This is a genomic window from Parasphingorhabdus sp. (genome assembly GCF_965233695.1).
Taxonomy (GTDB): domain Bacteria; phylum Pseudomonadota; class Alphaproteobacteria; order Sphingomonadales; family Sphingomonadaceae; genus Parasphingorhabdus.
The window spans coordinates 3,626,445-3,648,532 of the sequence record NZ_OZ247497.1 but is presented as its reverse complement, the minus strand read 5'-3'; the positions used below and the strand labels follow the sequence as shown (position 1 = coordinate 3,648,532).

At 50.7% G+C, this 22,088-nt stretch carries 22 protein-coding genes and 2 tRNA genes; 12 read left to right on the top strand and 12 right to left on the bottom strand.

The features are described from left to right. Positions 1 to 176 precede the first annotated feature (176 nt). From ACO6S1_RS17505 to ACO6S1_RS17495, 3 genes are all read left to right on the top strand, one after another. Entirely contained in the window at positions 177 to 1,010 is an 834-nt protein-coding gene (locus ACO6S1_RS17505) for a polysaccharide deacetylase family protein (RefSeq protein WP_422343834.1), read from the top strand. 138 nt (positions 1,011 to 1,148) lie between these two features. Continuing rightward, positions 1,149 to 1,225 (top strand) — tRNA-Ile (locus ACO6S1_RS17500). Positions 1,226 to 1,332: 107 nt separating this feature from the next. After that, positions 1,333 to 1,409 (top strand) — tRNA-Pro (locus tag ACO6S1_RS17495). 316 nt (positions 1,410 to 1,725) lie between these two features. On the opposite strand, the gene ACO6S1_RS17490 is transcribed toward ACO6S1_RS17495, so the two are convergent. From ACO6S1_RS17490 to ACO6S1_RS17480, 3 genes are all read right to left on the bottom strand, one after another. Next, a complete protein-coding gene (locus tag ACO6S1_RS17490; protein WP_422343833.1) occupies positions 1,726 to 2,025 on the bottom strand; it encodes a hypothetical protein in 300 nt (99 codons plus the stop codon). A gap of 169 nt (positions 2,026 to 2,194) precedes the next feature. Then, complete coding sequence (locus ACO6S1_RS17485; RefSeq protein WP_422343832.1) at positions 2,195 to 2,437, bottom strand: hypothetical protein; 243 nt, start codon at positions 2,435 to 2,437, stop codon at positions 2,195 to 2,197. A 3-nt stretch (positions 2,438 to 2,440) separates the two neighbouring features. Further along, complete coding sequence (locus ACO6S1_RS17480) at positions 2,441 to 3,823, bottom strand: M28 family peptidase (protein WP_422343831.1); 1,383 nt, start codon at positions 3,821 to 3,823, stop codon at positions 2,441 to 2,443. Positions 3,824 to 3,931: 108 nt separating this feature from the next. Here ACO6S1_RS17480 and ettA point away from each other — a divergent pair, with 108 nt between their 5' ends. After that, complete coding sequence (gene ettA / locus ACO6S1_RS17475) at positions 3,932 to 5,611, top strand: energy-dependent translational throttle protein EttA (RefSeq protein WP_422343830.1); 1,680 nt, start codon at positions 3,932 to 3,934, stop codon at positions 5,609 to 5,611. Between the two features lie 48 nt (positions 5,612 to 5,659). Next, on the top strand, positions 5,660 to 6,019 hold the full coding sequence (locus ACO6S1_RS17470) for a hypothetical protein (RefSeq protein WP_422343829.1): 360 nt from the start codon (positions 5,660 to 5,662) through the stop codon (positions 6,017 to 6,019). A gap of 14 nt (positions 6,020 to 6,033) precedes the next feature. On the opposite strand, the gene putP is transcribed toward ACO6S1_RS17470, so the two are convergent. The 6 genes from putP to ACO6S1_RS17440 all read right to left on the bottom strand — a co-directional run bounded on the left by putP (position 6,034) and on the right by ACO6S1_RS17440 (position 10,986). Continuing rightward, positions 6,034 to 7,515, bottom strand: coding sequence for a sodium/proline symporter PutP (gene putP, locus ACO6S1_RS17465; protein WP_422343828.1), 1,482 nt, complete (start codon positions 7,513 to 7,515; stop codon positions 6,034 to 6,036). 4 nt (positions 7,516 to 7,519) lie between these two features. Beyond that, on the bottom strand, positions 7,520 to 8,278 hold the full coding sequence (locus ACO6S1_RS17460) for an NYN domain-containing protein (protein ID WP_422343827.1): 759 nt from the start codon (positions 8,276 to 8,278) through the stop codon (positions 7,520 to 7,522). A gap of 169 nt (positions 8,279 to 8,447) precedes the next feature. Then, positions 8,448 to 9,011, bottom strand: coding sequence for a pyridoxamine 5'-phosphate oxidase family protein (locus ACO6S1_RS17455; protein WP_422346228.1), 564 nt, complete (start codon positions 9,009 to 9,011; stop codon positions 8,448 to 8,450). A 59-nt stretch (positions 9,012 to 9,070) separates the two neighbouring features. Continuing rightward, positions 9,071 to 9,697 carry a carbonic anhydrase gene (locus ACO6S1_RS17450; RefSeq protein ID WP_422343826.1) on the bottom strand — a complete coding sequence of 209 codons (627 nt, stop codon included), beginning with the start codon at positions 9,695 to 9,697 and terminating at the stop codon, positions 9,071 to 9,073. Then, positions 9,697 to 10,008: a P-II family nitrogen regulator gene (locus ACO6S1_RS17445; protein ID WP_422343825.1), complete on the bottom strand. Its 312-nt coding sequence runs from the start codon at positions 10,006 to 10,008 to the stop codon at positions 9,697 to 9,699. The genes ACO6S1_RS17450 and ACO6S1_RS17445 overlap by 1 nt, the downstream gene beginning before the upstream one ends. A gap of 3 nt (positions 10,009 to 10,011) precedes the next feature. Further along, positions 10,012 to 10,986, bottom strand: a complete 975-nt coding sequence (locus ACO6S1_RS17440) for a sodium-dependent bicarbonate transport family permease (protein ID WP_422343824.1) — start codon at positions 10,984 to 10,986, stop codon at positions 10,012 to 10,014. 86 nt (positions 10,987 to 11,072) lie between these two features. On the opposite strand from ACO6S1_RS17440, the gene lipA reads away from it, so the two are divergent. Next, positions 11,073 to 12,023, top strand: coding sequence for a lipoyl synthase (gene lipA / locus ACO6S1_RS17435; RefSeq protein WP_422346227.1), 951 nt, complete (start codon positions 11,073 to 11,075; stop codon positions 12,021 to 12,023). Then, positions 12,010 to 12,498, top strand: a complete 489-nt coding sequence (locus tag ACO6S1_RS17430) for a type II toxin-antitoxin system RatA family toxin (protein WP_422343823.1) — start codon at positions 12,010 to 12,012, stop codon at positions 12,496 to 12,498. Before lipA ends, ACO6S1_RS17430 begins: the two co-directional genes overlap by 14 nt. On the opposite strand, the gene ACO6S1_RS17425 is transcribed toward ACO6S1_RS17430, so the two are convergent. The 3 genes from ACO6S1_RS17425 to ACO6S1_RS17415 are packed head-to-tail and all read right to left on the bottom strand — an operon-like array spanning position 12,447 to position 14,691. Beyond that, complete coding sequence (locus tag ACO6S1_RS17425; RefSeq protein ID WP_422343822.1) at positions 12,447 to 12,962, bottom strand: CinA family protein; 516 nt, start codon at positions 12,960 to 12,962, stop codon at positions 12,447 to 12,449. The genes ACO6S1_RS17430 and ACO6S1_RS17425 overlap by 52 nt on opposite strands. A 14-nt stretch (positions 12,963 to 12,976) precedes the next feature. After that, a complete protein-coding gene (locus tag ACO6S1_RS17420) occupies positions 12,977 to 13,516 on the bottom strand; it encodes a hypothetical protein (protein ID WP_422343821.1) in 540 nt (179 codons plus the stop codon). A gap of 5 nt (positions 13,517 to 13,521) precedes the next feature. Continuing rightward, positions 13,522 to 14,691 carry a bifunctional 2-C-methyl-D-erythritol 4-phosphate cytidylyltransferase/2-C-methyl-D-erythritol 2,4-cyclodiphosphate synthase gene (locus tag ACO6S1_RS17415; RefSeq protein WP_422343820.1) on the bottom strand — a complete coding sequence of 390 codons (1,170 nt, stop codon included), beginning with the start codon at positions 14,689 to 14,691 and terminating at the stop codon, positions 13,522 to 13,524. Between the two features lie 79 nt (positions 14,692 to 14,770). Between ACO6S1_RS17415 and dusB the strand changes: the two genes are divergently transcribed. From dusB to ACO6S1_RS17390, 5 genes are all read left to right on the top strand, one after another. Continuing rightward, complete coding sequence (gene dusB / locus ACO6S1_RS17410; protein WP_422343819.1) at positions 14,771 to 15,766, top strand: tRNA dihydrouridine synthase DusB; 996 nt, start codon at positions 14,771 to 14,773, stop codon at positions 15,764 to 15,766. After that, positions 15,766 to 16,839, top strand: a complete 1,074-nt coding sequence (locus tag ACO6S1_RS17405) for a two-component system sensor histidine kinase NtrB (protein WP_422343818.1) — start codon at positions 15,766 to 15,768, stop codon at positions 16,837 to 16,839. The genes dusB and ACO6S1_RS17405 overlap by 1 nt, the downstream gene beginning before the upstream one ends. A 4-nt stretch (positions 16,840 to 16,843) precedes the next feature. Next, positions 16,844 to 18,262 (top strand): nitrogen regulation protein NR(I), encoded by a 1,419-nt coding sequence (ntrC, locus tag ACO6S1_RS17400; protein ID WP_422343817.1) that lies wholly within the window; start codon positions 16,844 to 16,846, stop codon positions 18,260 to 18,262. A gap of 83 nt (positions 18,263 to 18,345) precedes the next feature. Further along, a complete protein-coding gene (locus ACO6S1_RS17395; RefSeq protein WP_422343816.1) occupies positions 18,346 to 20,679 on the top strand; it encodes a sensor histidine kinase in 2,334 nt (777 codons plus the stop codon). Positions 20,680 to 20,690: 11 nt separating this feature from the next. Then, on the top strand, positions 20,691 to 22,073 hold the full coding sequence (locus tag ACO6S1_RS17390; RefSeq protein WP_422343815.1) for a sigma-54-dependent transcriptional regulator: 1,383 nt from the start codon (positions 20,691 to 20,693) through the stop codon (positions 22,071 to 22,073). Positions 22,074 to 22,088: the final 15 nt, after the last annotated feature.

Below are 22,088 nucleotides of genomic sequence, written 5' to 3'. Positions count from 1 at the left end.
CTAAAGTGAAACTAGCCAATGACAGCGTTGATCCCAATCGCCAATCACCTTGGCCGGAAAAGCTTGGTAGCCGATTTCTGATTACCGTTGATACCGAAGAAGAATTTGATTGGGACGGGCCTTTCGAGCGCAGCGGCCATACAAATGTTTCGGTTGGAAAACTCAAGCGCTTTCAAATGTTCGTTGAGAATTATGGGGTCAAGCCCATTTATTTTGCCGATTATTCCATTATCAAAGATCAGGAAGCTTCGACCTTTCTAAAAGAGGTGGTCGAAAAAGACACCGCTGCCGTCGGTGTTCATATGCATCCGTGGATTAACCCTCCCTTCGACGAAGAGTTAAATAATTACAATAGTTTTGCGGGGAATCTTCCAAAAGAACTGGAAGAAAAAAAGATAATAAACTTGTGCGAAGCTATCACATCCAAAGTCGGAATGCGGCCGATTATTTATCGCGCCGGGCGTTACGGCGTTGGACCTAACAGCATCGAGATACTGTTGAAGCATGGATTTGCGATTGATAGCAGCGTGCGCTCTCGATTTGACTATAGCGGCCAATCTGGACCTGATTTCGCCAATATTGGTGCTGAACCATTCTGGCTCGATGATGAGCGCCGTCTCTTGGAATTACCGCTGACAACGGTATTCTCTGGCCCATTGCGCAAGCAGGCAAATCAATTGTCACGCCATTTTAATCGATCAACTCTGATTCAGGCACTATTGTCAAAATCCAAGATGCTGGAACGCATTCCCCTAACACCAGAAGGAGTATCGGCGCGAGAGGCCAAAGAAGCTATTGATATTGCACTCGACGATCAGTTGAGATTGCTGGTATTTTCATTCCATTCACCGTCCTTGTCGCCCGGTCATACACCTTATGTAAAAACAATCGCCGATTTGGACCGTTTCTATGATTGGTGGCGCGCCATTATTGAACATTTGCTGGAGCGAGGAGTAAGCCCGATTGCTCTGGATGAGGTGGTTCGCGAACTTGTTGCGAACCGCAAATAGGCGGCGAATCGAGCGCTGACCCATTCATGGAGTGATGCCAGATGAATTATTTGTTTTAGCCGCTTGCCAAATCATCAGTGGTTCCGCTATCGCAGCGATCCTTGAAGAGCGGTGTTTTAATGAAATACGGTTGTTCTGGGGCCTGTAGCTCAGTTGGTTAGAGCTGGCCGCTCATAACGGCTAGGTCGGGGGTTCGAGTCCCTCCGGGCCCACCAACCTTCGTGCTGGCGAACAAGGAAGCTATCCTTGTATTTCGTAATGCGGTGGTTGTATAAAAAACTCTTTGCTTTTCCCTAAATCACAGCTTAGGGGAGGCGCGCGTCGGGGAGTGGCGCAGGCTGGTAGCGCACCTGGTTTGGGACCAGGGGGTCGCAGGTTCGAATCCTGTCTCCCCGACCAATTTTCCGGATTTTGATCAATTCGGGAAATTGGCGACCGGAAAACCCCAGCGCAAGCATAGCGATGCTGTTGGCGCGATAACGCTCTCTCAAAACAAAAAATACTCCCAGATCAGTTCATTTTGGATGTATAGTTGCAGCAGCACTGTTAGAGTTTGATGCTGAGACTGTTGTGGAGGCTTAATATGTCGACGAATCTCATAATTGGCTATTCGATGATAGCGATTATGGTCGTGATATGTATTCTGGGCGTTCTTATTTTCCGGAGAGAACGGAAGGAAAGACGACGCAAAGATCGTTAGGCAATATTCCGTGTTTTAGCAGGCCTGTGCCACCAAGCGCTTGCGATCAAGGCGCTCCATCATGCTTTTGATGACCGCCGGGTGGAAAGTGTAATCGATTTGACAGCCATATTCGTCATTTTTTTTCCAAAGTAGGTTGGCAGTCAATATATTCATGCTTGGAATTTTGAGAGTCAGCCCGATGTCTGGATTAAGCTGTGCTCCGCATTCGATTTTTATAATCGTATCGGAAATGGTCGTTACCACGCATGGAATCGCGGCAGAATTGCTTTGCTTGACCTGTGCATCGATGTGCAAGGAATCGCCGTAGATCATAATTCGCTCCCCGTTTGTTGCTACAGAATGTCAGCAACCGGCGCCGGTATTTGGCCGATACTATCTGGATATCCGACCTGAGCTAAGTTGAGATAGCGAAATATGGTTAATCAACCGTTCGATAAATTAACCAACAACTGGGAATGGCAAGTAAGCCCGCAGTCTTTGTTTATTGCCCATCTTGAGACTCGTTTTGGTTTGATGTCACAATTCCATCGTCTTCCAATTCGCTCTCGATGTCCGTTTGTAATTCTTGCACGGCTTCCTCGGCTGCCGCTTCCAGCGATTTGGCATCACCCTCGATTTGTTTTTCGATAGCCGCTTTCTCGTCCTCGCCTTGATCATCTGTTGGACTATCTGAGCATGCGCCCAGCAGAATTAGCGCAGGAACCAGAAGGATTGTGACGCGCATCGATTACTCTTTGGCCGGCATGGTGAAATCGACATCACTGTTGGCAATGATGGACAAGACGGTGCTCCATGCCGCGACATTCTGGCGCATCTGCTTCGGATCAATTTTGTCGAGTGTGTCATCGGGTGTGTGATGGAGATCGAAATAGCGGGTACCATCCTGCTGAAGATCGATGACCGCCAGATTATTGCTGGCAATGATATCCCGTACATCAGCGCCGCCAGTGGCTGGCGGTCCACTCGCACTCACGCCCAATGGCAAAAGCGCTTGAGCAATCTGCTTCTCGATGTTTTCGGCGCCATCCGGCAAATTAAACTCGACACGCCAGACACTGTCCGCACCGAAATCCGATTCCATGGCAATGGCATGGTTGCTGCCGGTATGAGCCTTGGCATAGGCTTTTCCGCCCCAAAGGCCGACTTCTTCTGCGCCGGCCCACAGGATGCGGATCGTCCGCAATGGTTGGCCATGATCCATGATATGCTTGGCCGCAGCGGTCACAATGCCGCAACCGGCTGCGTCATCAAACGCACCGGTTGCCAAATCCCAGCTGTCCAGATGACAGGCGACCAGAATCATGCCTTTAGACGGGTCGCGCCCGGTTACTTCCGCGATGACATTGCCGGATTCTTGCTGGCCGATATTCTGCGGCGTCATCACCAGCTTCAGCGTGACAGGTTTGCCGAGTTTGATCATCCGCTCCAGATTGTCAGCATCCGGCAGCGAGAGCGCGCCTGCTGGTATGGGCTTTACGCCTTCAGCAAAGTTCATATTGCCCGTGTGCGGGTTGCGGTGATGATCCGTACCAATGGATTTAATCACATAGGCGACCGCGCCCTTTTTGGACGCGACGCTGGGGCCGATCCAGCGCACGGGTCCATAAGCGCCATAGCTGGAGCCATCTTGCGTGCGATGCATGTCATGGGTCACGAACGCGATTTTACCAGCCAGACTGCCGTCGGGGACTGCCTGCATGGCAGCGAGCGAGTCGAAATAGGCGACTTCGGCTTCAATTCCGGCTGCGCCGGTGCTCGCGCTATTGCCCAGGGCCGTCACATGCATTTTTTGAGGGTAGGGACCTGTTACTTCTGCAGTTTCCGCGCCACGCACCCATGTGGGCATCATGAAAGGTTCGTTGCGGACGTTCTGAAACCCCAAAGACTTGAGCTTTGCTACCGACCAGTCGCGGGCCCGGGCTTCCGCTTCGGTTCCGGCCTGACGCGGGCCGACTTCCGTGGTCAAGCCTTCGGTTATCTCGTAGGCGAGGCTATCTTGCAGCGCTTTCGTTTGAATAGCCGCAGGATCATGCGAATTCGCAAAAGCAGCTGTGGAGAAAAGAAGCGCGGACGCGCCTGCGAGCAGGGTGGAGCTTTTTATCATGGACAACTGCCTAACTTGCCTTTTGCTGTTTGCCAATGCTCTCTTGCGAGTTGGCGTTCATTTCGCTAGGCGGTGCGCAAATCTAACCACATTGAAGTCAAAGGATACCGCCAGATGGCCGTCCAATATAGCTATGTCATGAAAGGTCTCACCAAGACCTTCCCCGGAGCGCCAAAACCGGTTCTCGATAATATTCACCTGCAGTTCCTGCCGGGCACCAAAATTGCCATCATCGGTAAAAACGGTGCGGGTAAATCCACGCTCATGAAAATCATGGCTGGTCAGGATGACGAATTTCAAGGTGAAGCCTGGGCCGGCGAGAATATTCGCGTGGGCTATCTCGCTCAGGAACCCGATCTGGACGAGACCAAGACGGTCAAGGAAAATGTCATGGACGGCGTCCGTCCTGTCGCGGATCTGGTCGAGCGTTTCAACGAAATCTCTAACATCATGGGCGATCCGCCGGAAGATGCTGATTTTGACGCGCTGATGGAAGAAATGGGCACGCTGCAGGAAAAAATTGATGCGGTAGATGGCTGGACATTGGACAATCAGTTGGAAATCGCGATGGAAGCCTTGCGCTGCCCGCCTGGTGACAGCCCGGTGATCGATCTGTCCGGTGGTGAGAAACGCCGTGTGGCGCTGTGCCGCCTGTTGCTCGACAAGCCTGAAATTCTCATGCTCGATGAGCCAACCAACCACCTGGATGCGGAAAGCGTCGCTTGGCTGGAGAAGCATCTGATCGATTATGCCGGCAATGTCATTCTCGTAACCCATGACCGCTACTTCCTCGACAATGTGGTGAATTGGGTGCTGGAAATTGATCGCGGCCGCGGGATCCCGTTTGAAGGCAATTATTCTAACTGGCTCGATGCCAAGGCCAAGCGGATGGCGCAGGAAGAGCGGGAAGATAAGAGCCGGCAGAAAGCTATTGAGAGCGAGCTGCAATGGATGCGGCAGTCTCCCAAAGCGCGGCAAACCAAATCCAAAGCTCGTATCCGCTCATTCGATGATCTGGTCGCGGCACAGGAAAACCGTCAGGTTGGCAAGGCGCAGATATTGATCCAAACACCCGAACGCCTCGGCTCCAAGGTGATTGAGGCCAAGGGTCTGACCAAAGCCTATGGCGACAAGCTATTGTTCGAAAATCTCGAATTCTCGCTGCCGCCCGGTGGTATTGTCGGTATTATCGGGGCCAATGGTGCCGGTAAAACAACGCTTTTCCGGATCATTACCGGGCAAGAAACGCCCGATAGCGGGTCACTCGAACTCGGTGACACGGTGAAACTGGGCTATGTCGATCAAAGCCGGGATACGCTCGACCCGTCGAAAAATATCTGGGAAGAAATTTCTGGTGGCCATGACTTTTTCACCTTCGGGAAAAATGAAGTTCAGACCCGCGCCTATGTCGGTGCGTTCAACTTCAAAGGCACCGATCAGCAGAAGAAAGTCGGCCAGCTATCAGGCGGTGAACGCAATCGCGTGCATCTCGCCAAAATGTTGAAAGAGGGCGGCAACGTGCTGCTACTCGATGAGCCAACCAACGATCTTGATGTCGAAACATTGCGCGCATTGGAAGATGCGCTGGAAAGCTTCGCTGGCTGCGCCGTGGTAATTTCGCATGACCGTTTCTTCCTTGATCGGCTCGCCACCCATATTTTGGCATTCGAAGGCGACAGCCATGTGGAGTGGTTTGAAGGCAATTTCGAAAGCTATGAGGAAGACAAGCGCCGCCGTCTGGGCGATGCAGCGGATCGTCCGACCCGTGTTGCATACAAGAAATTGACGCGGTAGTTTTGCTATAGCACCTAATCAAATTATCGGCATCGGGGATATCAAGCCATGAAAATGGTCCCGGCGACCGGGAAGGCGCGTATATACATCATGCGCAAGGGGTTTGTGGCTGGCCAACAGGGCATGAACATCACCATTGGCGATCAGTTTGACAGCCAGATCCGCAGCAAATATTTCCTGATGGCGGAAGTTGAGCCCGGCACCCATGAAGTCACTGCGCAAATGTCGAGCGGCAGCAAATCGGCAGCCGTTTCGCATGAAGTGACGTTGGCAGAAGGGGAAATTGCTCTGCTGGATATGAAGATCAATATGGGTGCCCTTCAAGGCAAACCTGATTTTACCGAAATTCGGGACGCCAGAGAAGCCAACGGAATGCTGACCGGACTAAAACTGGTTAAGTGGAAATAGCTATCTAGGAAAGCTCAGGCTTCTTGTGCGCTAACTGTCTGACGATTTGAGAGCTTACTAACAGCAATAATAGCCGCCATGGCCATCGCAAATCCCGGGATAATCTCGTAAACGCCCGGCCCGCCCATAAATGCGGTATTCCAGCCCAGCGCGATCCAAATAATCACCACGACCGCACCGGTCACTAATCCCGCAACAGCGCCCGCTCCGGTCATCTGCTTCCATGTCAACGACAGCAAGATTAACGGCCCAAACGCAGCACCAAAGCCGGCCCAAGCGTTGCTCACTAGTCCCAGAACCTGACTATCTGGATCACGCGCTATATAGATAGCCAGCAAAGCCACCAAAGCGACGAATAATCGCCCGACATTAACCGTCTCCCGCTCGCTGGCTTGTTTGCGCAGGAATAACCGATAGAAATCCTCGGTCAACGAACTGGACGATACCAGCAGCTGTGAACTGATCGTGCTCATGATGGCGGCCAGCAGAGCGGCGAGGAGGAAGCCGGTGATGAGCGGATGGAACAGGGTGTTGGCCAGCAGGATGAAGATGGTTTCGGGGTCTTCCAGCACCAATCCGTTCATCTCGACATGAGCGCGGCCTGTGATTCCGACACCGATCGCTCCGAGCAAAGCCACACCCATCCAGCTCATACCGATATTCCTCGCTTTGGGGACTTCCGCGACCGAACGGATCGCCATGAACCGCACGATTATATGCGGTTGTCCGAAATAGCCTAACCCCCAGGTTACTGCGGAAAGAAAGCCTACAAAGGACAATCCAGCGGTCAGGCTTAAATAGCTTGGATCAATCGCATTGAGTTGCGATGTGACAGCCCCGACCCCGCCATCACCACTCAAAACGACTAGTGGCATCAGCACCAATGCGACAACCATGATGCAGCCCTGGACAAAATCGGTCAGGCTGACCGCAAGAAACCCGCCCACCATAGTATAGGCGAGCACTACACCCGCGGTAATCCAGATACCAATCATATAGTCGCTCATCGCCGTTTGGCCGAACAGCCCGGCGAAACTGGTCTCGAACAGTTTGCCTCCGCCGACTAGCCCGGCGGCGGTATAGACCGCGAAAAACAATACGATGATGATGGCTGACGTGACGCGCAAAGCCAGTGCCTTGTCAGGAAAGCGGTTGGCGAGAAATTCGGGGATGGTGAGGGCGTTGCCGAGTTGTTCCGTCTGTTCGCGCAGGCGGGGCGCGACAATGATCCAGTTGATCAGCGCGCCGACAAACAGCCCAATTCCGATCCAGACCTCAACCAGTCCCGCCGCATAAAGCGCGCCGGGCAGGCCGAGCAGCAGCCAGCCCGACATGTCGGAGGCCCCGGCGGAAAGGGCCGCCACTGCAGGGCTGAGCTTGCGCCCGCCGAGCAGATAGCCTTCGCTGCTATCGGTTGATTTGCGCCACGCATAAAATCCGATGGCAAGCATGGCGGCAAAATACAGGGCGAGCGATATCAATGTTCCGGTTTGCATGGCGCTAGCGCAACCGTTTCACAAATAACTGACTCTTATCATCACGTTTTGTCTGAAAGTTCGGAACTTCTTCGAACATGTCCGATAGCCTTGAAAAGCCGTAATTGCGCACATCGAAGCTGGAACGGTTGCCGGCAATCTTCCCGACTTCCGACAGGCTTGCATAGCCTTCGGCATCCCGCTTGCTCGCCTGGTAAGCGTCGATGAGCAGCTTGAGCAATTGGTCATCGACCTTGCCCCGTGCACTGGGCTCCTCCTCACCATCATCGGCTTTCGCAGCCGTCTTGGCGTCACTATCGCCGCCGCGTTCTCTTTTATTGGCCTTGATCAGCGCATCGACATCGATGAAACGACTGCAGGCCTGTTTGAAGGCTTCCGGCGTCTTGGCGCTGCCAAAGCCGTAGACGGGAATGCCTTCCTGACGAATGCGCATGGCCAGCGGCATGAAGTCGCTGTCGCTGCTCATAATACCAAAACCGCCAATTTTGCCTCGGAACAGAAGATCCATCGCATCGATCGTCATTTTCATGTCCGTTGCATTTTTGCCCTTGGTCATGTCAAATTGCTGTTGGGGGTCGATGCCGTATTTGTGCAGGATATCGACCCAGCCCTTGAGCGATTGTTTGCGCCAGTTGCCATAGGCGCGACGGATATTCACCGTTCCGAGCTCAGCCAATGCTGTCAAAACGGGATCAATCCCGGCATGACTGGCATTGTCGGAATCGATCAGCAGGGCGATATTGTCATTATGTAATTTGCTCATCACGTGATGATGTACCTGGGGCAGGGAGTGTTCAAGCGGAAATATCGGCTTTGCCCACATCGCTTGGATTCTATCACTTGCTCTCAGATACTTGTTATATCCATATTTTGTTGACGATTCTGGTTAGAAACCATGTAAATTCACTCAGATTTCAATCCTTGGCTATCATCTAAGGGACCAGCCACTCTCCGTTCCAATTACCTGATTCTTCATCCCAGGAGAAGCGCGCACGCCGGTGACCGGAATGGGCAAGGTACAGCCATTCGATCTTATCTATTTCTGCCAACAATATCGCAAAATTTGACCGTCCTGGCAGAACTTCCTCTGCACCAGGTTTGCGACCTTCCAAATCGGCACTAAGGCCGGATATCGGACCGGGTGACGGCGTTCCGGGGCCAGGATTGGCAAGGTAGCATCGCTTGCCATAGAGCGATGTCTCCTGCCAGGCTTTGTCCGCCGCTGGACTGTCCGTTTCTATGCGGGCCGTTCCTGACAGCCGTAACTGTATTTTCGCACCGGGATGATAGCCAAGGACCGAAATCGGTGCGCCATCGGCAATATCGCTGATCTTGTCTGTCCGGTTGTCCGTGTGAAATCGCAAGAAGCGATTCTCTTTGCAAACTTCTCGCAAGATCATGATTCGCTGACGGGGCAGGCCGGCTGGACTAATTGTGCCTATGCATGGCATGTGCAGTGGTGATTTACGGTCCTTCGATCCGCGACAAAGCAACATCCATGCTTCGGCAAGAGAGAGCCTCAGGTCGTTTAGAAAAGATTGTTCGGATTGTTCGTTCATTCGACGACAGTAAATCTGCCATCGGCTTCATCAAGCGTATATAAGGTGGCTTCGCCAATGGCATACCAGGCGCCGTGAAGCTTTATCTCTCCCCGTTTTTCGCGCTCTGCAATAAAGGGAAAACTGCGCAAGTTCTCGATACTGAGTTTGATTGCCTCCAGTTCCAGTGCTCTTTGCGGATCGGTTGGCGCATCGGTTATTACTTGATCACGGGCTTCTGTGATAATCGACATCCATTCGTCGATGAAGGTGTAACCGGGAAGGCCAAGTTCGCCACCTTTCAAGGCCGCACTGATTCCACCGCACTGGCCATGTCCGAGCACGACAATATGTTTCACATTCAAGCCGGTCACGCCGAATTCTATGGCTGCCGATGATCCATGCAGTCCGCCGCTATCATCATAAGGGGGAACGAGATTTGCAACATTCCGTAGTGCAAACATCTGTCCCGGGCTGGTGTCAAAAATCGTCGCAGGATCAACCCGGCTGTCACAGCAGGAAATGACCATGATCGGCGGTGCCTGACCTTCTTTTGCCAACGCGTCATAACGTGCCCGTTGTTTGGGATAAGAATCTTCCCGAAAACGTTTATATCCTTCTAGTAACGCGTGAAATTCTGGCATTAAAAGCGATCCCCCCGAACGACCTCCACATTAGCGATGGTCAACAACAAACTATGACTGTCCAGTAAAGGTGCCAGCGCATCAGTCAACTGCTGTGCCTTCTCTTTATTGGCAATCATAAGGATTATCGATTTGGCAGCAGCGCCGGTAATCTCATCATGCTGCCAGCGCCCATCGCGCCCACCGCCAGAAGCGATTTTAATGACACTCCATCCCGAAATATCAACCTGCTTGGCAAAGCCGATAATCTTGGGAACCAGCGGTGTATCCACCAATATTTCGATGCGTTTGCGTTGAACAGTGTCGACCATATTTTACCCCAGAAATTTTGCAAATGCGGCAAACAGAGAAATACCGAACAAGATGTTGAATGGAAAGGTGATACCCAGCGACATGGCCAGATATATTCCCGGATCAGCCTGTGGCAAAGCAAGGCGCATCGCAGCAGGCACCGCAATATAAGAAGCACTGGCGCACAGCACGCCCAATATTGCTGCAGACCCGGGATCAAGGCCAATCAAGGTCCCGACAATCACACCGATTGTGCCGTTGATGATCGGTAAAATAATTCCCAACGCAGCCAGTGGAACAGTAATTTTTCGTGTTTCTAGCAATCGGCGAGCAGCGATCAGGCCCATATCTAACAGGAATAAGCACAGGACACCTTTAAAGCCTGCATCGAAGAGTGGTTTAATCGGAGCAAATCCTTCCGCTCCAGCAATGAAACCTATAACAAAAGCGCCCAGCAGCAGTATCACAGACCCATTGGTCAGCACTTCGTGCATCAGGCTGCTTTCGCCCTCATGGCGTACACTTTCAGTTTCTTTCAGTCTTTTGGAATAGGCACGCGCGAGAAGTAATCCGGTAATAATCGCCGGGATCTCCATCAACGCCATAACGCCAACCATGAACCCATCCGGCCTTATACCCTGGAGGGTGAGCAGTTCGATGGCTGTTACAAAGGTTACAACACTCACTGAACCGTAATGTGCGGCAACCGCGCCAGCATCGATGGCGCTGAGCTTTGCAAAAGACCGAAGCAGAACAAAAGCCAGAACGGGCAGGGTGAAGCCCAAGAGCACTCCCGAAACAGCGGCTGCTGCAAGATCCAAAGAAAAACCGGTTGCGGCTACCTCCACGCCGCCTTTTAAACCAATGGCAGCCATCAAGTATATGGACATGGCTTTGGCGAAGGCTTCGGGGATGTTCAGATCGGATCGGATGCACGCGGCGAAGAAGCCAAGAATGAAGAACAGAATGACAGGGGAGGTCAGTGTATCGATGATCATGGAGGCTCCCTATCAAAATCAATTGATAACCGATTAGCAGCCTGAACGTGGTTGGCAAGCGGGCTAGTGATCGCTATCTGTCAGTCATGAACGAAATTACCAAAATACCAACACCTGCTGGGAAACCTGTTCGCCAGCGCAAGCCCGATTGGATTCGCGTAAAAGCGCCGATGGGCAAAGGCTTTGAAGAAACACGCAAGTTGATGCGTGAGCACAAACTTAACACGGTTTGCGAAGAAGCTGCCTGTCCGAATATCGGTGAATGCTGGACCAAGAAACATGCAACCGTGATGATTCTTGGCGACGTCTGCACGCGGGCCTGCGCGTTTTGCAATGTTAAAACGGGTATGCCGCTAAAGGTCGATCCGTTGGAGCCTCAGCATACAGCAGATGCCGCTGCAAAGCTTGGTTTGGAACATATTGTTATTACATCCGTGGATCGTGATGATCTTCCCGATGGTGGAGCAAGCCAGTTCGTGAAGGTCATTGAGGCGCTGCGACGGACAACGCCAAATACGACGATCGAGATTTTAACTCCCGATTTCCGTAACAAAGCGGACGCTGCGGTCGAAGCGATCGTGCAGGCACGTCCCGATGTTTATAACCATAACCTGGAAACGGTGCCGCGGCTTTATCCAAATATCAGACCGGGCGCGCGCTATTATGCGTCACTGCGTCTTCTCGAGCAGGTGAAGCGCCTCGACCCATCGATTTTTACCAAATCGGGGATCATGCTGGGATTGAGCGAGCAGCGGCTTGAGGTGCATCAGGTTATGGATGACATGCGATCTGCGGATATCGACTTCCTGACGATGGGACAATATCTGCAACCCACGCCCAAGCATGTGAAAGTGGATGAGTTTATTAAACCGCAAGCCTTTGATGCTTACGCATCAATTGCCAGGGCCAAGGGCTTTTTGTTGGTTGCGTCCAGTCCCCTGACGAGATCGTCTTATCATGCAGGCGATGATTTTGCCAAAATGCGGCAAGCGCGCGAAGAAAAGCTGGCTCGAGAAGGCAAGAATGCCAGCGCATAGGGAGACCCGAGAGCTTCCCCACAGCGACGCCCAAATGTATGCACTTGTAGCTGATGTAGGACGCTATGAGGAATTCCTGCCGTGGGTTGTCGGAACCCGCATAAGATCAAATAGCGAAACGGAAATGGTTGCGGACATGATTGTCGGCTTCAAAGGCATGCGCGAACAATTTGCGTCGCGCGTCGTTAAAAATCCGGTCAATCGGACCATCCAGGTTGATTATCTGGATGGACCGCTAAAGCAGCTTCACAATGAATGGGTATTTCGTGAACGTGCCGGAGGCGGGAGCTACGTCGATTTTTACGTAGAATTCACTTTTAAAAATCGGATGTTCGAAAAACTAGCTGGACAGATGTTCGCTAAAGCCCTGCACAAAATGACCAGCGCTTTTGTTGATCGCGCTAGAGATATTTATGGCAGCAATTATTCGGATGTATCCGGCAATAGCAGTTCGAGCGCCACGAGCACTGCTTGAAGCCTTATATCTGCCCGGCTTTTGTCTGCCCCGAAATTATGTCGATCAGCGACAACATCATCGATGCTTTTACCTTTTTCAGCTTTAGCAAAAACAACGGTTCCGACCGGCTTTTTCTCCGTTCCACCGCCAGGTCCAGCAACCCCGGTGATCGCAACTGCAACATCGCAGTTCGATTTTTCCAAGGCACCTTGGGCCATACCCCAGGCAACAGCAATCGAAACAGCGCCAAACGTTTCCAACAGGTCTTCGCTAACGTCTAGCATGCTCTGCTTGGCGGCATTTGAATAAGTATTGAAACCGCATTCAAAGACATCGCTGCTTCCGGCGATTTCGGTCAATGCGGCGGCGACAAGTCCGCCTGTGCAGCTCTCAGCGACGGCAATCCGGCGATTGGCTTGCCTGTTGGCGATAACAACTTGTTCCGCCAATGTGACGAGCTCTTGCGGCAATAAGTTTTGCATGGTGTCCCGCTAGCCTATTCAGCTGCGTCTTTGCAAATATTGAAAGGATCTTTTCTGCGACTTTCACCCTCTACATCGCTATCCTTGCCGAGTTGAGCCAGCATGACGGTCAGGCTGGCCAAGTTGGCAGTCGGCATGGGTTCGAGCAGTGTATAAACCTTGTTGATATTAGGACAATCGGCCGGTTTGACTTCTTGCGCTATCAGTGCCGGGATCATCGCATCAACAAATGGTCTAACTACGTCAATGCCAATGTCTTCAGGCAAGTCTTCGCCAAACATTGAACGCATTGCGAGGCTGGCTTGCGGCCAGGCATTGCGCGATGCTTCTTCATATCTTTGCATCTGATCAGAGTTTGACTGTAACAAAGCGGCTGTTGCCGGCAGGCTGTCAGCGCAGCTGCTCCTAACCGCACCGAGCGCGCCCGGAATGACATAGGTTATCAAAGATTCTGCCGCTTCGGCAGATATACACTGCCCGGTTTCTGCGGCCTGGATTGATGTAGAATTGATTAACGCAATTATTGCTGCTGCGCCTGAAAGTTTCCGAAACATAACAATTACTCCATTACTGTTGTGGCAACGGCTTGCGCTGCAATGCCTTCTCCGCGGCCGGTAAATCCTAGTCTCTCGGTTGTCGTTGCCTTCACACTTACCCGATCAATCGAAAGGTCAAGCATTTCGGCGATATTCTTCCGCATTGCCTCACGATAGGGCTTGATTTTGGGCGCTTCGCAAATGACCGTCATATCAACATTATTGATGTGCCCACCTTTCTCGTTAATGACTGATACCGCAAATTTTACAAATTTATCTGATGAGGCGTTGCGCCACTGCGGATCAGATGGAGGGAAATGATCGCCGATATCTCCTGCACCAGCCGCGCCCAGCAAAGCGTCAGTCAGCGCATGCAACAGTACATCTGCATCGCTATGCCCTGCAAGGCCTCTGTCATGGTCGATTCTCAGCCCGCCAAGCCAGAGCTCCTCACCAGCAACCAGTTGATGAACATCGAACCCTATTCCGCTACGTGTCACCATCTCATATCTTTCTGAAGTGTCTTTAAAGTCGTTTGCTGTCGTATATTTTTTTAGTGCTTCATCGCCTTCGACGATCGCTATTCTGTTACCCGCTGCCTTAAAAATCTGCCCATCGTCGGTCGCTCGATTGTCAGCATTCCATTGCTTGTGAGCCTGAGTCAGTTTTTTGAAGTTGAACGCTTGCGGAGTCTGCACTCGCCAAAGTGCATCACGATCTAACGTCTGTTCGGCATAACCATCGGTCACAGATATCATTGTATCTGTTGTAGGAAGCACTGGAATTGCTCCTTCCACGCGCGTCAACGAAGCAAGCAGCCTGTCAATCATTTGGAACGACAAAAAGGGTCTGGCCGCGTCATGAATAAGAATATTTGTTACATCACCTGATGTCGCGACAGCTGATAAACCTTTTCTAACACTCTCTTGGCGTGTTGCACCCCCCATAACAACTTCATAGTCTTTCAATCCATCCAACGCATTTTTTAGCAGAAGTTCATGACCTGGCTGGATCACTACCCAAAGTTTTGAGATTTTCGGATGCTCGAGAAATGTTTTGGCGCTATAACGCACCATAGGGCGCCCTTTCAAAAGAGCATATTGCTTGGGAAGCCTAAGGCCAGATCGCTCGCCCTGGCCAGCGGCGACGATTATTACATCGTTTCTGACAATTTGAGGATTAGAATCAGTCATCGCGCATGATCTAGCTCAGTCCCCGCTTGCCTGCTAGCAGCTTTGACGATAAAGGCTGCTTAAATATTAGGCAGATTTCATGACACTAAAACCGATTTCAATTGATAAGATTACGATAAAGAGCCCGGTGCTGCTGGCGCCGATGACTGGCGTGACCGATCTTCCATTTCGTAAGTTGGTGCGGCGTTTCGGATCAGGTCTGAACGTAACAGAGATGATTGCCAGTCAGGCGATGATCCGTGAAACGCGCCAATCACTACAAAAGTGCGCCTGGGATCCCACTGAGGAACCAGTATCGATGCAGCTCGCCGGCTGTTCGCCTGAAGCTATGGCGGAAGCGGCTAAACTCAACGAAGATCGCGGTGCTCAAATTATTGATATTAATATGGGATGCCCGGTTAAAAAGGTTGTGAATGGTGACGCAGGCTCTGCATTGATGCGCGATTTACCACTCGCCGCTGCACTGATAAAGGCAACGGTGAAGGCGGTAAACGTTCCGGTCACGGTAAAGATGCGAATGGGTTGGGATCATAACAGCCTGAACGCGCCGGAATTGGCTCATATTGCAGAAGATCTTGGTGCCAAGATGATCACTGTGCATGGCCGGACACGATGTCAGATGTACAAAGGCAGTGCGGATTGGACCTTTGTCAGACAGGTCAAAGACGCGGTGTCTGTTCCCGTGATTGTCAATGGAGACATTTGTACGTTAGCTGACTGTGAACAGGCTCTTGCCGAAAGTGGTGCTGACGGCTTGATGATCGGGCGAGGTGCCTATGGCAAGCCCTGGTTGCTTGGACAGGTAATGCATTGGTTTGAACATGGCACTGTTTTGCCTGATCCTGATCTGCAGTCTCAATATGCCGTGTTGGAAGAACATTACCGCGCCATGCTTGATCTTTATGGCGAAGATATTGGCGTTAAGGTCGCTCGCAAACATATTGGCTGGTACACGAAAGGCCTTCCTGGATCGGCAGAGTTTCGAAACCTGGCCAACAAAGAAATGGACGCATCAAAAGTACTCGGGATGTTGCGGGACTTCTACGCGCCCTGGCTTGACAAAGCGGCGGCCTGATGACCGATTTACCGTCGGCAGAACAGATTTTTGCAGGTTTGCCGGACGCACTTCTGATAATTGACGAACATCACAAGATAGCGAAAGTTAATCCAGTCGCCGAAAGTTTTCTCGGTCAAAGTTCCAGACACTTGATTGGAACCCATGTTGCAGATCAAATCAAGTTTCAAGATAAACGATTGGTCAATGCACTGGTTGACAAGGATGCTAATGTTGCCGCCCGCCGCGTTCCGGTCATGTTGAAAGCCCGCGATGCTGGATTTGTCAATTTTGACATTCACACGCTTCCGGCAGATCAAAGATGGCGCATCCTGTCTATCGCGCCGTTGCCAACTGATGCCCCCGTTGTTGAACAACTATCCAGCAAGCAGGACCAGTTTTCCGTACGTGCACCTGACATATTGGGGCATGAAATCAAAAATCCGCTTGCCGCCATTAAAGGCGCGGCGCAATTGCTCGATCGTTCTCTTTCAGAGGATCAAAGGTCGCTAACACATATAATAAAGGGTGAAGTAGAGCGAATTGCCAAACTGCTTGATCGAATGCAAAGTCTCTCAACCAAACAACCCGCCAAAGTTGAACCGATTAATGTCCACTCTCTTATCGATCGGGCGAGGCAGTCAATTGAAACCGCCTATAACGGAGATATTGAGATAAAAGATCGGTTCGATCCTTCCTTACCCAATGTACTGGTTGACCCTGATGCAATGATGCAGGTTTTGACCAATTTACTATCGAATGCCGTGGATGCGACAAAGGGACTTGAAAATCGGAACATTAAGGTAATTACGCGATATAGTTTCGGAGCATCACTGTCGGTTCATGGTTCGAACCATATGGTACGATTGCCGGTTGAAATTATTATCACCGACAATGGGCCTGGCGTTCCATCAGAACTCGAGCAGGATATCTTCTCGCCGTTCGTGTCGACGAAAAGGGATGGGCAGGGGCTTGGGCTCGCACTGGTCAGAAAATTAATGAGCGATATGAATGGACGCGTTCGATATGAACGTCCTCGCGGTGCTCGAAAAACTCAGTTCATTTTGTTTCTGCCAGTAGCCGAGCAAGGATAGACCGATGGTTAAGCAGACTGTTTTGTTGGTAGAGGATGATCCTTCGGTCAGTCATATCATATCGACCGCGTTAAAAGCCGAAGGAATGGCGGTCGACAGTTGCAAATCCGTTGGAGATCGAGATGCTCTGCTGGCGAGCGGTAAGTATGACCTGCTGATCACTGATGTGGGTTTAGGCGAAGAAGATGGAATCGCGACTTTAGATGCCGTCAAAAAGCGCGATTCTGATATACCGATCATTGTTATTTCGGCACAAAATACATTGAATACCGCAGTGCGGGCGTCAGAAACTGGCGCCTTTGAATATTTCCCAAAACCTTTTGATCTGGATGAGCTGGTCGAGGTCGTTCAGCAAGCAATGAAGCCGCGGAAAACGGAGTTATCAAACGAAAATCTAGAAGAAGACAATCTTCCATTGGTGGGGCGCAGTCCGGCAATGCAAGAAGTGTATCGAATGATCGCTAGGCTTCTGCGCAATGATCTTTCTGTTCTTATCCTTGGAGAATCTGGTACCGGCAAAGAATTGGTCGCAGAAGCTATACATAATCTGGGACATCGCAAAGCTGGCCCCTTTATCGCGGTTAATATGGCGGCGATTCCGACAGACTTGATAGAAGCAGAGCTGTTCGGCCATGAAAAAGGCGCCTTTACCGGAGCAGTAAACAGCGCAGCCGGTAAATTTGAACAAGCTCAGGGAGGGACACTTTTTCTCGATGAAATTGGTGATATGCCGATGCATGCCCAAACCCGATTGTTGCGCGCCTTGCAATCAGGTGAAATTAATCGCGTTGGTGGGAAAGGGCTGATCAAACTGGATGTACGGATCATCGCAGCGACTAACCAGGACTTCGTGAATTTAATCGAAAAAGGCAAGTTCCGTGAAGACCTTTACTACCGCATCAATGTTGTTCCGATAGAATTGCCGCCACTGCGAGACAGGGCAAGTGATGTGCCGGCATTGGCCACCCATTTTCTTAATCTTGCTGCTTCGGAGGGACTCCCCAAGAAGGTGCTCTCGGCCGATGGTATGGAGTTGCTTTCCCGCCATGGCTGGCGAGGAAACGTGAGAGAATTGAAAAATCTGATTTACCGTCTTGTGGTAACCGCCCGAGAGGAAGAACTATCGGAAACAGCAATTAGACAAATATTGCAATCCGATCATGGTGAAGATCACGACCAGAGCGCAGAATTTGGCTTTTCTGACAGAGTGAAAGCGATTGTCGGTGATTTGATGCTAGACAAAGAGCAGAGCAGTTCGCTTTACACGAGAGCTTTGGAAAAGTTCGAAAAACCGATGCTTGAAGAAGTGCTGCGCAAAGCAAATGGAAATCAGATCAAGGCGGCAACCATGCTTGGCATCAACCGCAATACGTTGCGAAAAAAGCTGACCGAATATGACATTGATCCAGCGTTATCGCGATAAGCTGACTCTCACATGCGCTAAGGCGTGACATTTCGGCGACATTAGTGCTGTTTTTACAACGAAACTGTTGTATTGATATCACAATGAATGCGCCGCAGCCGCCTTTTGAAAAACGTTCCCCGGCTTGGCTGAGGCGATTGTCGCTTATTGTCGAGAACGACAAGGCCATGAAGCGTGTTGAATGGGGAATGATAGTCCTGTTACTGTCTACGGCTGCAGGTAGCTACCTGTTATTGAATTCACAGCCGGGCCGGACTGATTTCATTTCGCCTCCATTGACAGCGGCACTTTTGGTCGCAAATCTCATACCAGCGATCATATTATTGGTTCTGCTTGGTCGGCGCATGGCCAAGGGCAGGGCGGCAAAATCAGCCATTGGAAGCAGTGGCCGATTGCATGTTCGGCTTGTCGCTTTGTTTTCGCTCGTGGCTAGCATTCCCATGCTACTGGTTGTGATTTTCGCATCATTATTATTTCAATATGGCGTTGATTTCTGGTTTTCTGATCGGGCTCGCGGAATGCTCGAAAATGCCAACAGTCTTGCGCGAGGCTATTATGAACAAAACCGCCAGGACGTTGGTCAAGAAACGATAACAATGGCTAGTGATCTACGAAGTTTTCTGGCTGAGAAAGGGCTTGATCACCCCGAATTTGCAGAAAATTATTCGTTTCAGGTTTTGACGAGAAAACTGAATGAATCGGCTATAATTCAGCTTGGCGAAGACGGTGTGGCGCGAACCGCTGCTGCAGTGAATCCTGATAATAGCACCGAAGATCCGAAAATCACCCAAGACGTAATAGACCAACTGATGGCAGGTGAGAGTTATGTCGTGACTGCCAAGGCAAGAAAAATTGAAGCGGTAACTTTACTTGATCAGGAATCGCAGGTTTTCCTTTACGCAGGTCGTGATTCCGACATGTTAGCTCTTAGTCAATGGCAGCGAGCGCAATCAGTGCTCGCAGATTATGATAACCTGTTCACACGCTCTCGAAGTCTCCAGCTTCAATTTAATGTCGCTTTGTTTGTGGTTTCGCTTTTCATCGTAGGATTGGCACTTTGGATAGCGCTGGCAGTTGCCGATCGCATGGTAAGGCCGGTTGGCGATCTTGTTCACGCTGCCAAACGGATTACGCAAGGAGATTTGGCAACCCGGGTCCCCACGCCGGTCGAGAAGGATGAAATAGGTACGCTGGGCAGGGCGTTTAATCGGATGACCGAGCGCTTGGAGACTCAAACATCAGCCCTATTGACGGCCAATGAACAACTGGGCAGTCGCCGCGCATTTATCGAAACCGTTCTGGAATCAGTAACCGCAGGCATTATCAGTTTGGACAATGCTGGGTGTGTCAGTTTGTTTAATTCTAGGGCACAGGCTTTGCTTGCAAGACAGAATGAAGATCTTCTCGAGTCAAAAATATCAGACGTTGCACCTGAATTTGCGGCACTAATTCAGGAAGGTGTAGAAAATTCAATAATTCAGTTTTCCACTGGTAATGAAGTCCGAACTCTGGAGGTTAAGATTGTCAGTGGCACATCTGGTCATGTGATAACTTTTGAAGATATTACCCAAAGGCTTTTGGACCAGCGCCGTGCGGCATGGTCGGATGTCGCACGCCGAATTGCGCATGAAATCAAAAACCCTTTAACTCCTATTCAACTTGCTGCTGAGCGATTGCAAAGACGGTTCGGTAAGAACATAATTGAAGGGTCGTCGATATTTTCACAATTGACTGGCACGATCGTTCGTCAGGTTGGTGATTTGCGCAATATTGTGGACGAATTTTCTTCGTTTGCACGCATGCCGAAGCCGGTTTTTCGGCACGAAAATCTCATTGATATTGTGAAGCAAGCCCTTTTCTTGCAGGAAGTCGCTCACCCCAAGATTCGTTTCCGGTTTGTGTCGGATGTCCAGCAAATCCCGTTGGTTTGCGATCGTAGGCAGTTGGGGCAAGCCCTCACTAACATTTTAAAAAATGCTGTCGAAGCTATTGAACAAAAGGCGGAAACAAATTCTGGGTTCTCGCTTGAAGAGGGTGCGATTTGTATGTCCGTCGTCCAACGAGATGACGATATTGAAATCCAGCTTGACGATAATGGTATCGGTCTGCCTGCAGAGCGAGAGAGCATTGTAGAGCCTTACATGACTACCCGAGACAAAGGCACTGGATTGGGATTGGCCATTGTAAAGAAAATTATTGAAGAGCATTTTGGTACGATCGCTTTCACCGATTCCTGCTCGGCGGAAGAAGGTGGTGGAACGCGGGTCATTATTATCTTTAATCCACAGAAGTTGGAGCGCTTGGAAAGCAGTCTTTCCGAAGGAAACTCGGTTGGCGGTCAGTCCAAGCAAGCCAGCGCACAAACTATTTCGGACCGCAGCGAGCGTCCTCAAGCAGATAAACTACCCCCAATTTAGAGGTCGAAAATATGGCATTAGATATTCTTATTGTTGATGATGAACCGGATATCCGTGAGTTGATTTCTGGCGTTCTCGAGGATGATGGATATGAAACCAGAGTTGCAGGTGATAGTGATTCCGCACTTGCAGCTGTCAAAGAGCGCAAGCCCTCGCTCGTTTTGTTAGACGTCTGGCTGAGAGGTTCTCGCTTGGATGGTCTCGAACTGCTTACTGAAATCAAGAAAATTGATCCAAAATTGCCTGTCATTGTTATTTCCGGACATGGCAATATTGATACAGCCGTTGCAGCTATTTCCCAAGGTGCTGTCGATTTTATCGAAAAACCGTTCGAAGCCGAGCATCTGATGCATTTGGTTGCAAGAGCTACCGAAACCGAGAGCTTGCGACGAGAGAATGAGATATTGAAGGCGAGAGTTGGGTTCGCTGACGAACTCACCGGAAATAGTGCCGCCGTGAATTCTGTACGCGCAACGCTTAAAAGAGTGGCGGGCACAGGCAGTCGATTGTTAATTTCCGGCCCGGCAGGCGTCGGTAAAGAAGTTGCTGCTCGCCTGATGCATAATTGGAGCACACGCGCCAACGCACCATTTGTTACCATTAGCGCCGCTCGCCTCTCGCCAGAAAGTGTCGAGGAAGAGTTGTTTGGGACTGAGAAGAATGGTGTCGTAGAAAAAATCGGATTGCTTGAGGAAGCGCATGGCGGAACTTTGTTCATCGATGAGGTCGCTGACATGCCGCTGGATACGCAAGGGAAAATTTTGCGTGTATTGACCGAGCAGAGTTTTGTCCGTCTCGGCGGGATGCAACGGGTCAAAGTTGACGTCCGTGTCGTATCCGCAACATCCCGCAATCTGGATGAGGAAATTCAGGAAAAGCGATTCAGGGAAGATCTGTTTTATCGTTTGAATGTGGTTCCGGTTGAATTACCGCCGCTGAACCAGCGCCGAGAAGACATTCCGACGCTGGTTGAACATTATTCGGCACGATTTGCTGCAGATCAGCGCCTGAATCCACCTGAAATCTCAACAGAAGCTATGGCCGCTTTGCAGGCTTGCGATTGGCCGGGTAATGTGCGCCAATTGCGCAACGTTATTGAGCGTACCATCATATTGGCTCCGAAAGACAATTTTACCAAAATCGAAATTGAAATGCTTCCGCCCGAAATATTGGGCAATGAAGATGACCTTGATCAGGGCGTTGCATCGTTAATGGGATCACCATTGCGCGAAGCCAGAGAGAGTTTTGAGCGAGAGTATTTGAAAGTCCAGATTAGACGTTTCTCCGGCAATATATCAAAAACGGCCAATTTTATCGGGATGGAGCGATCAGCACTGCACCGGAAGCTAAAAATTCTAGGACTTGCGACGAAGAAGAAACAGAGCGTCGAGTAACAGCTCGTCCGATTG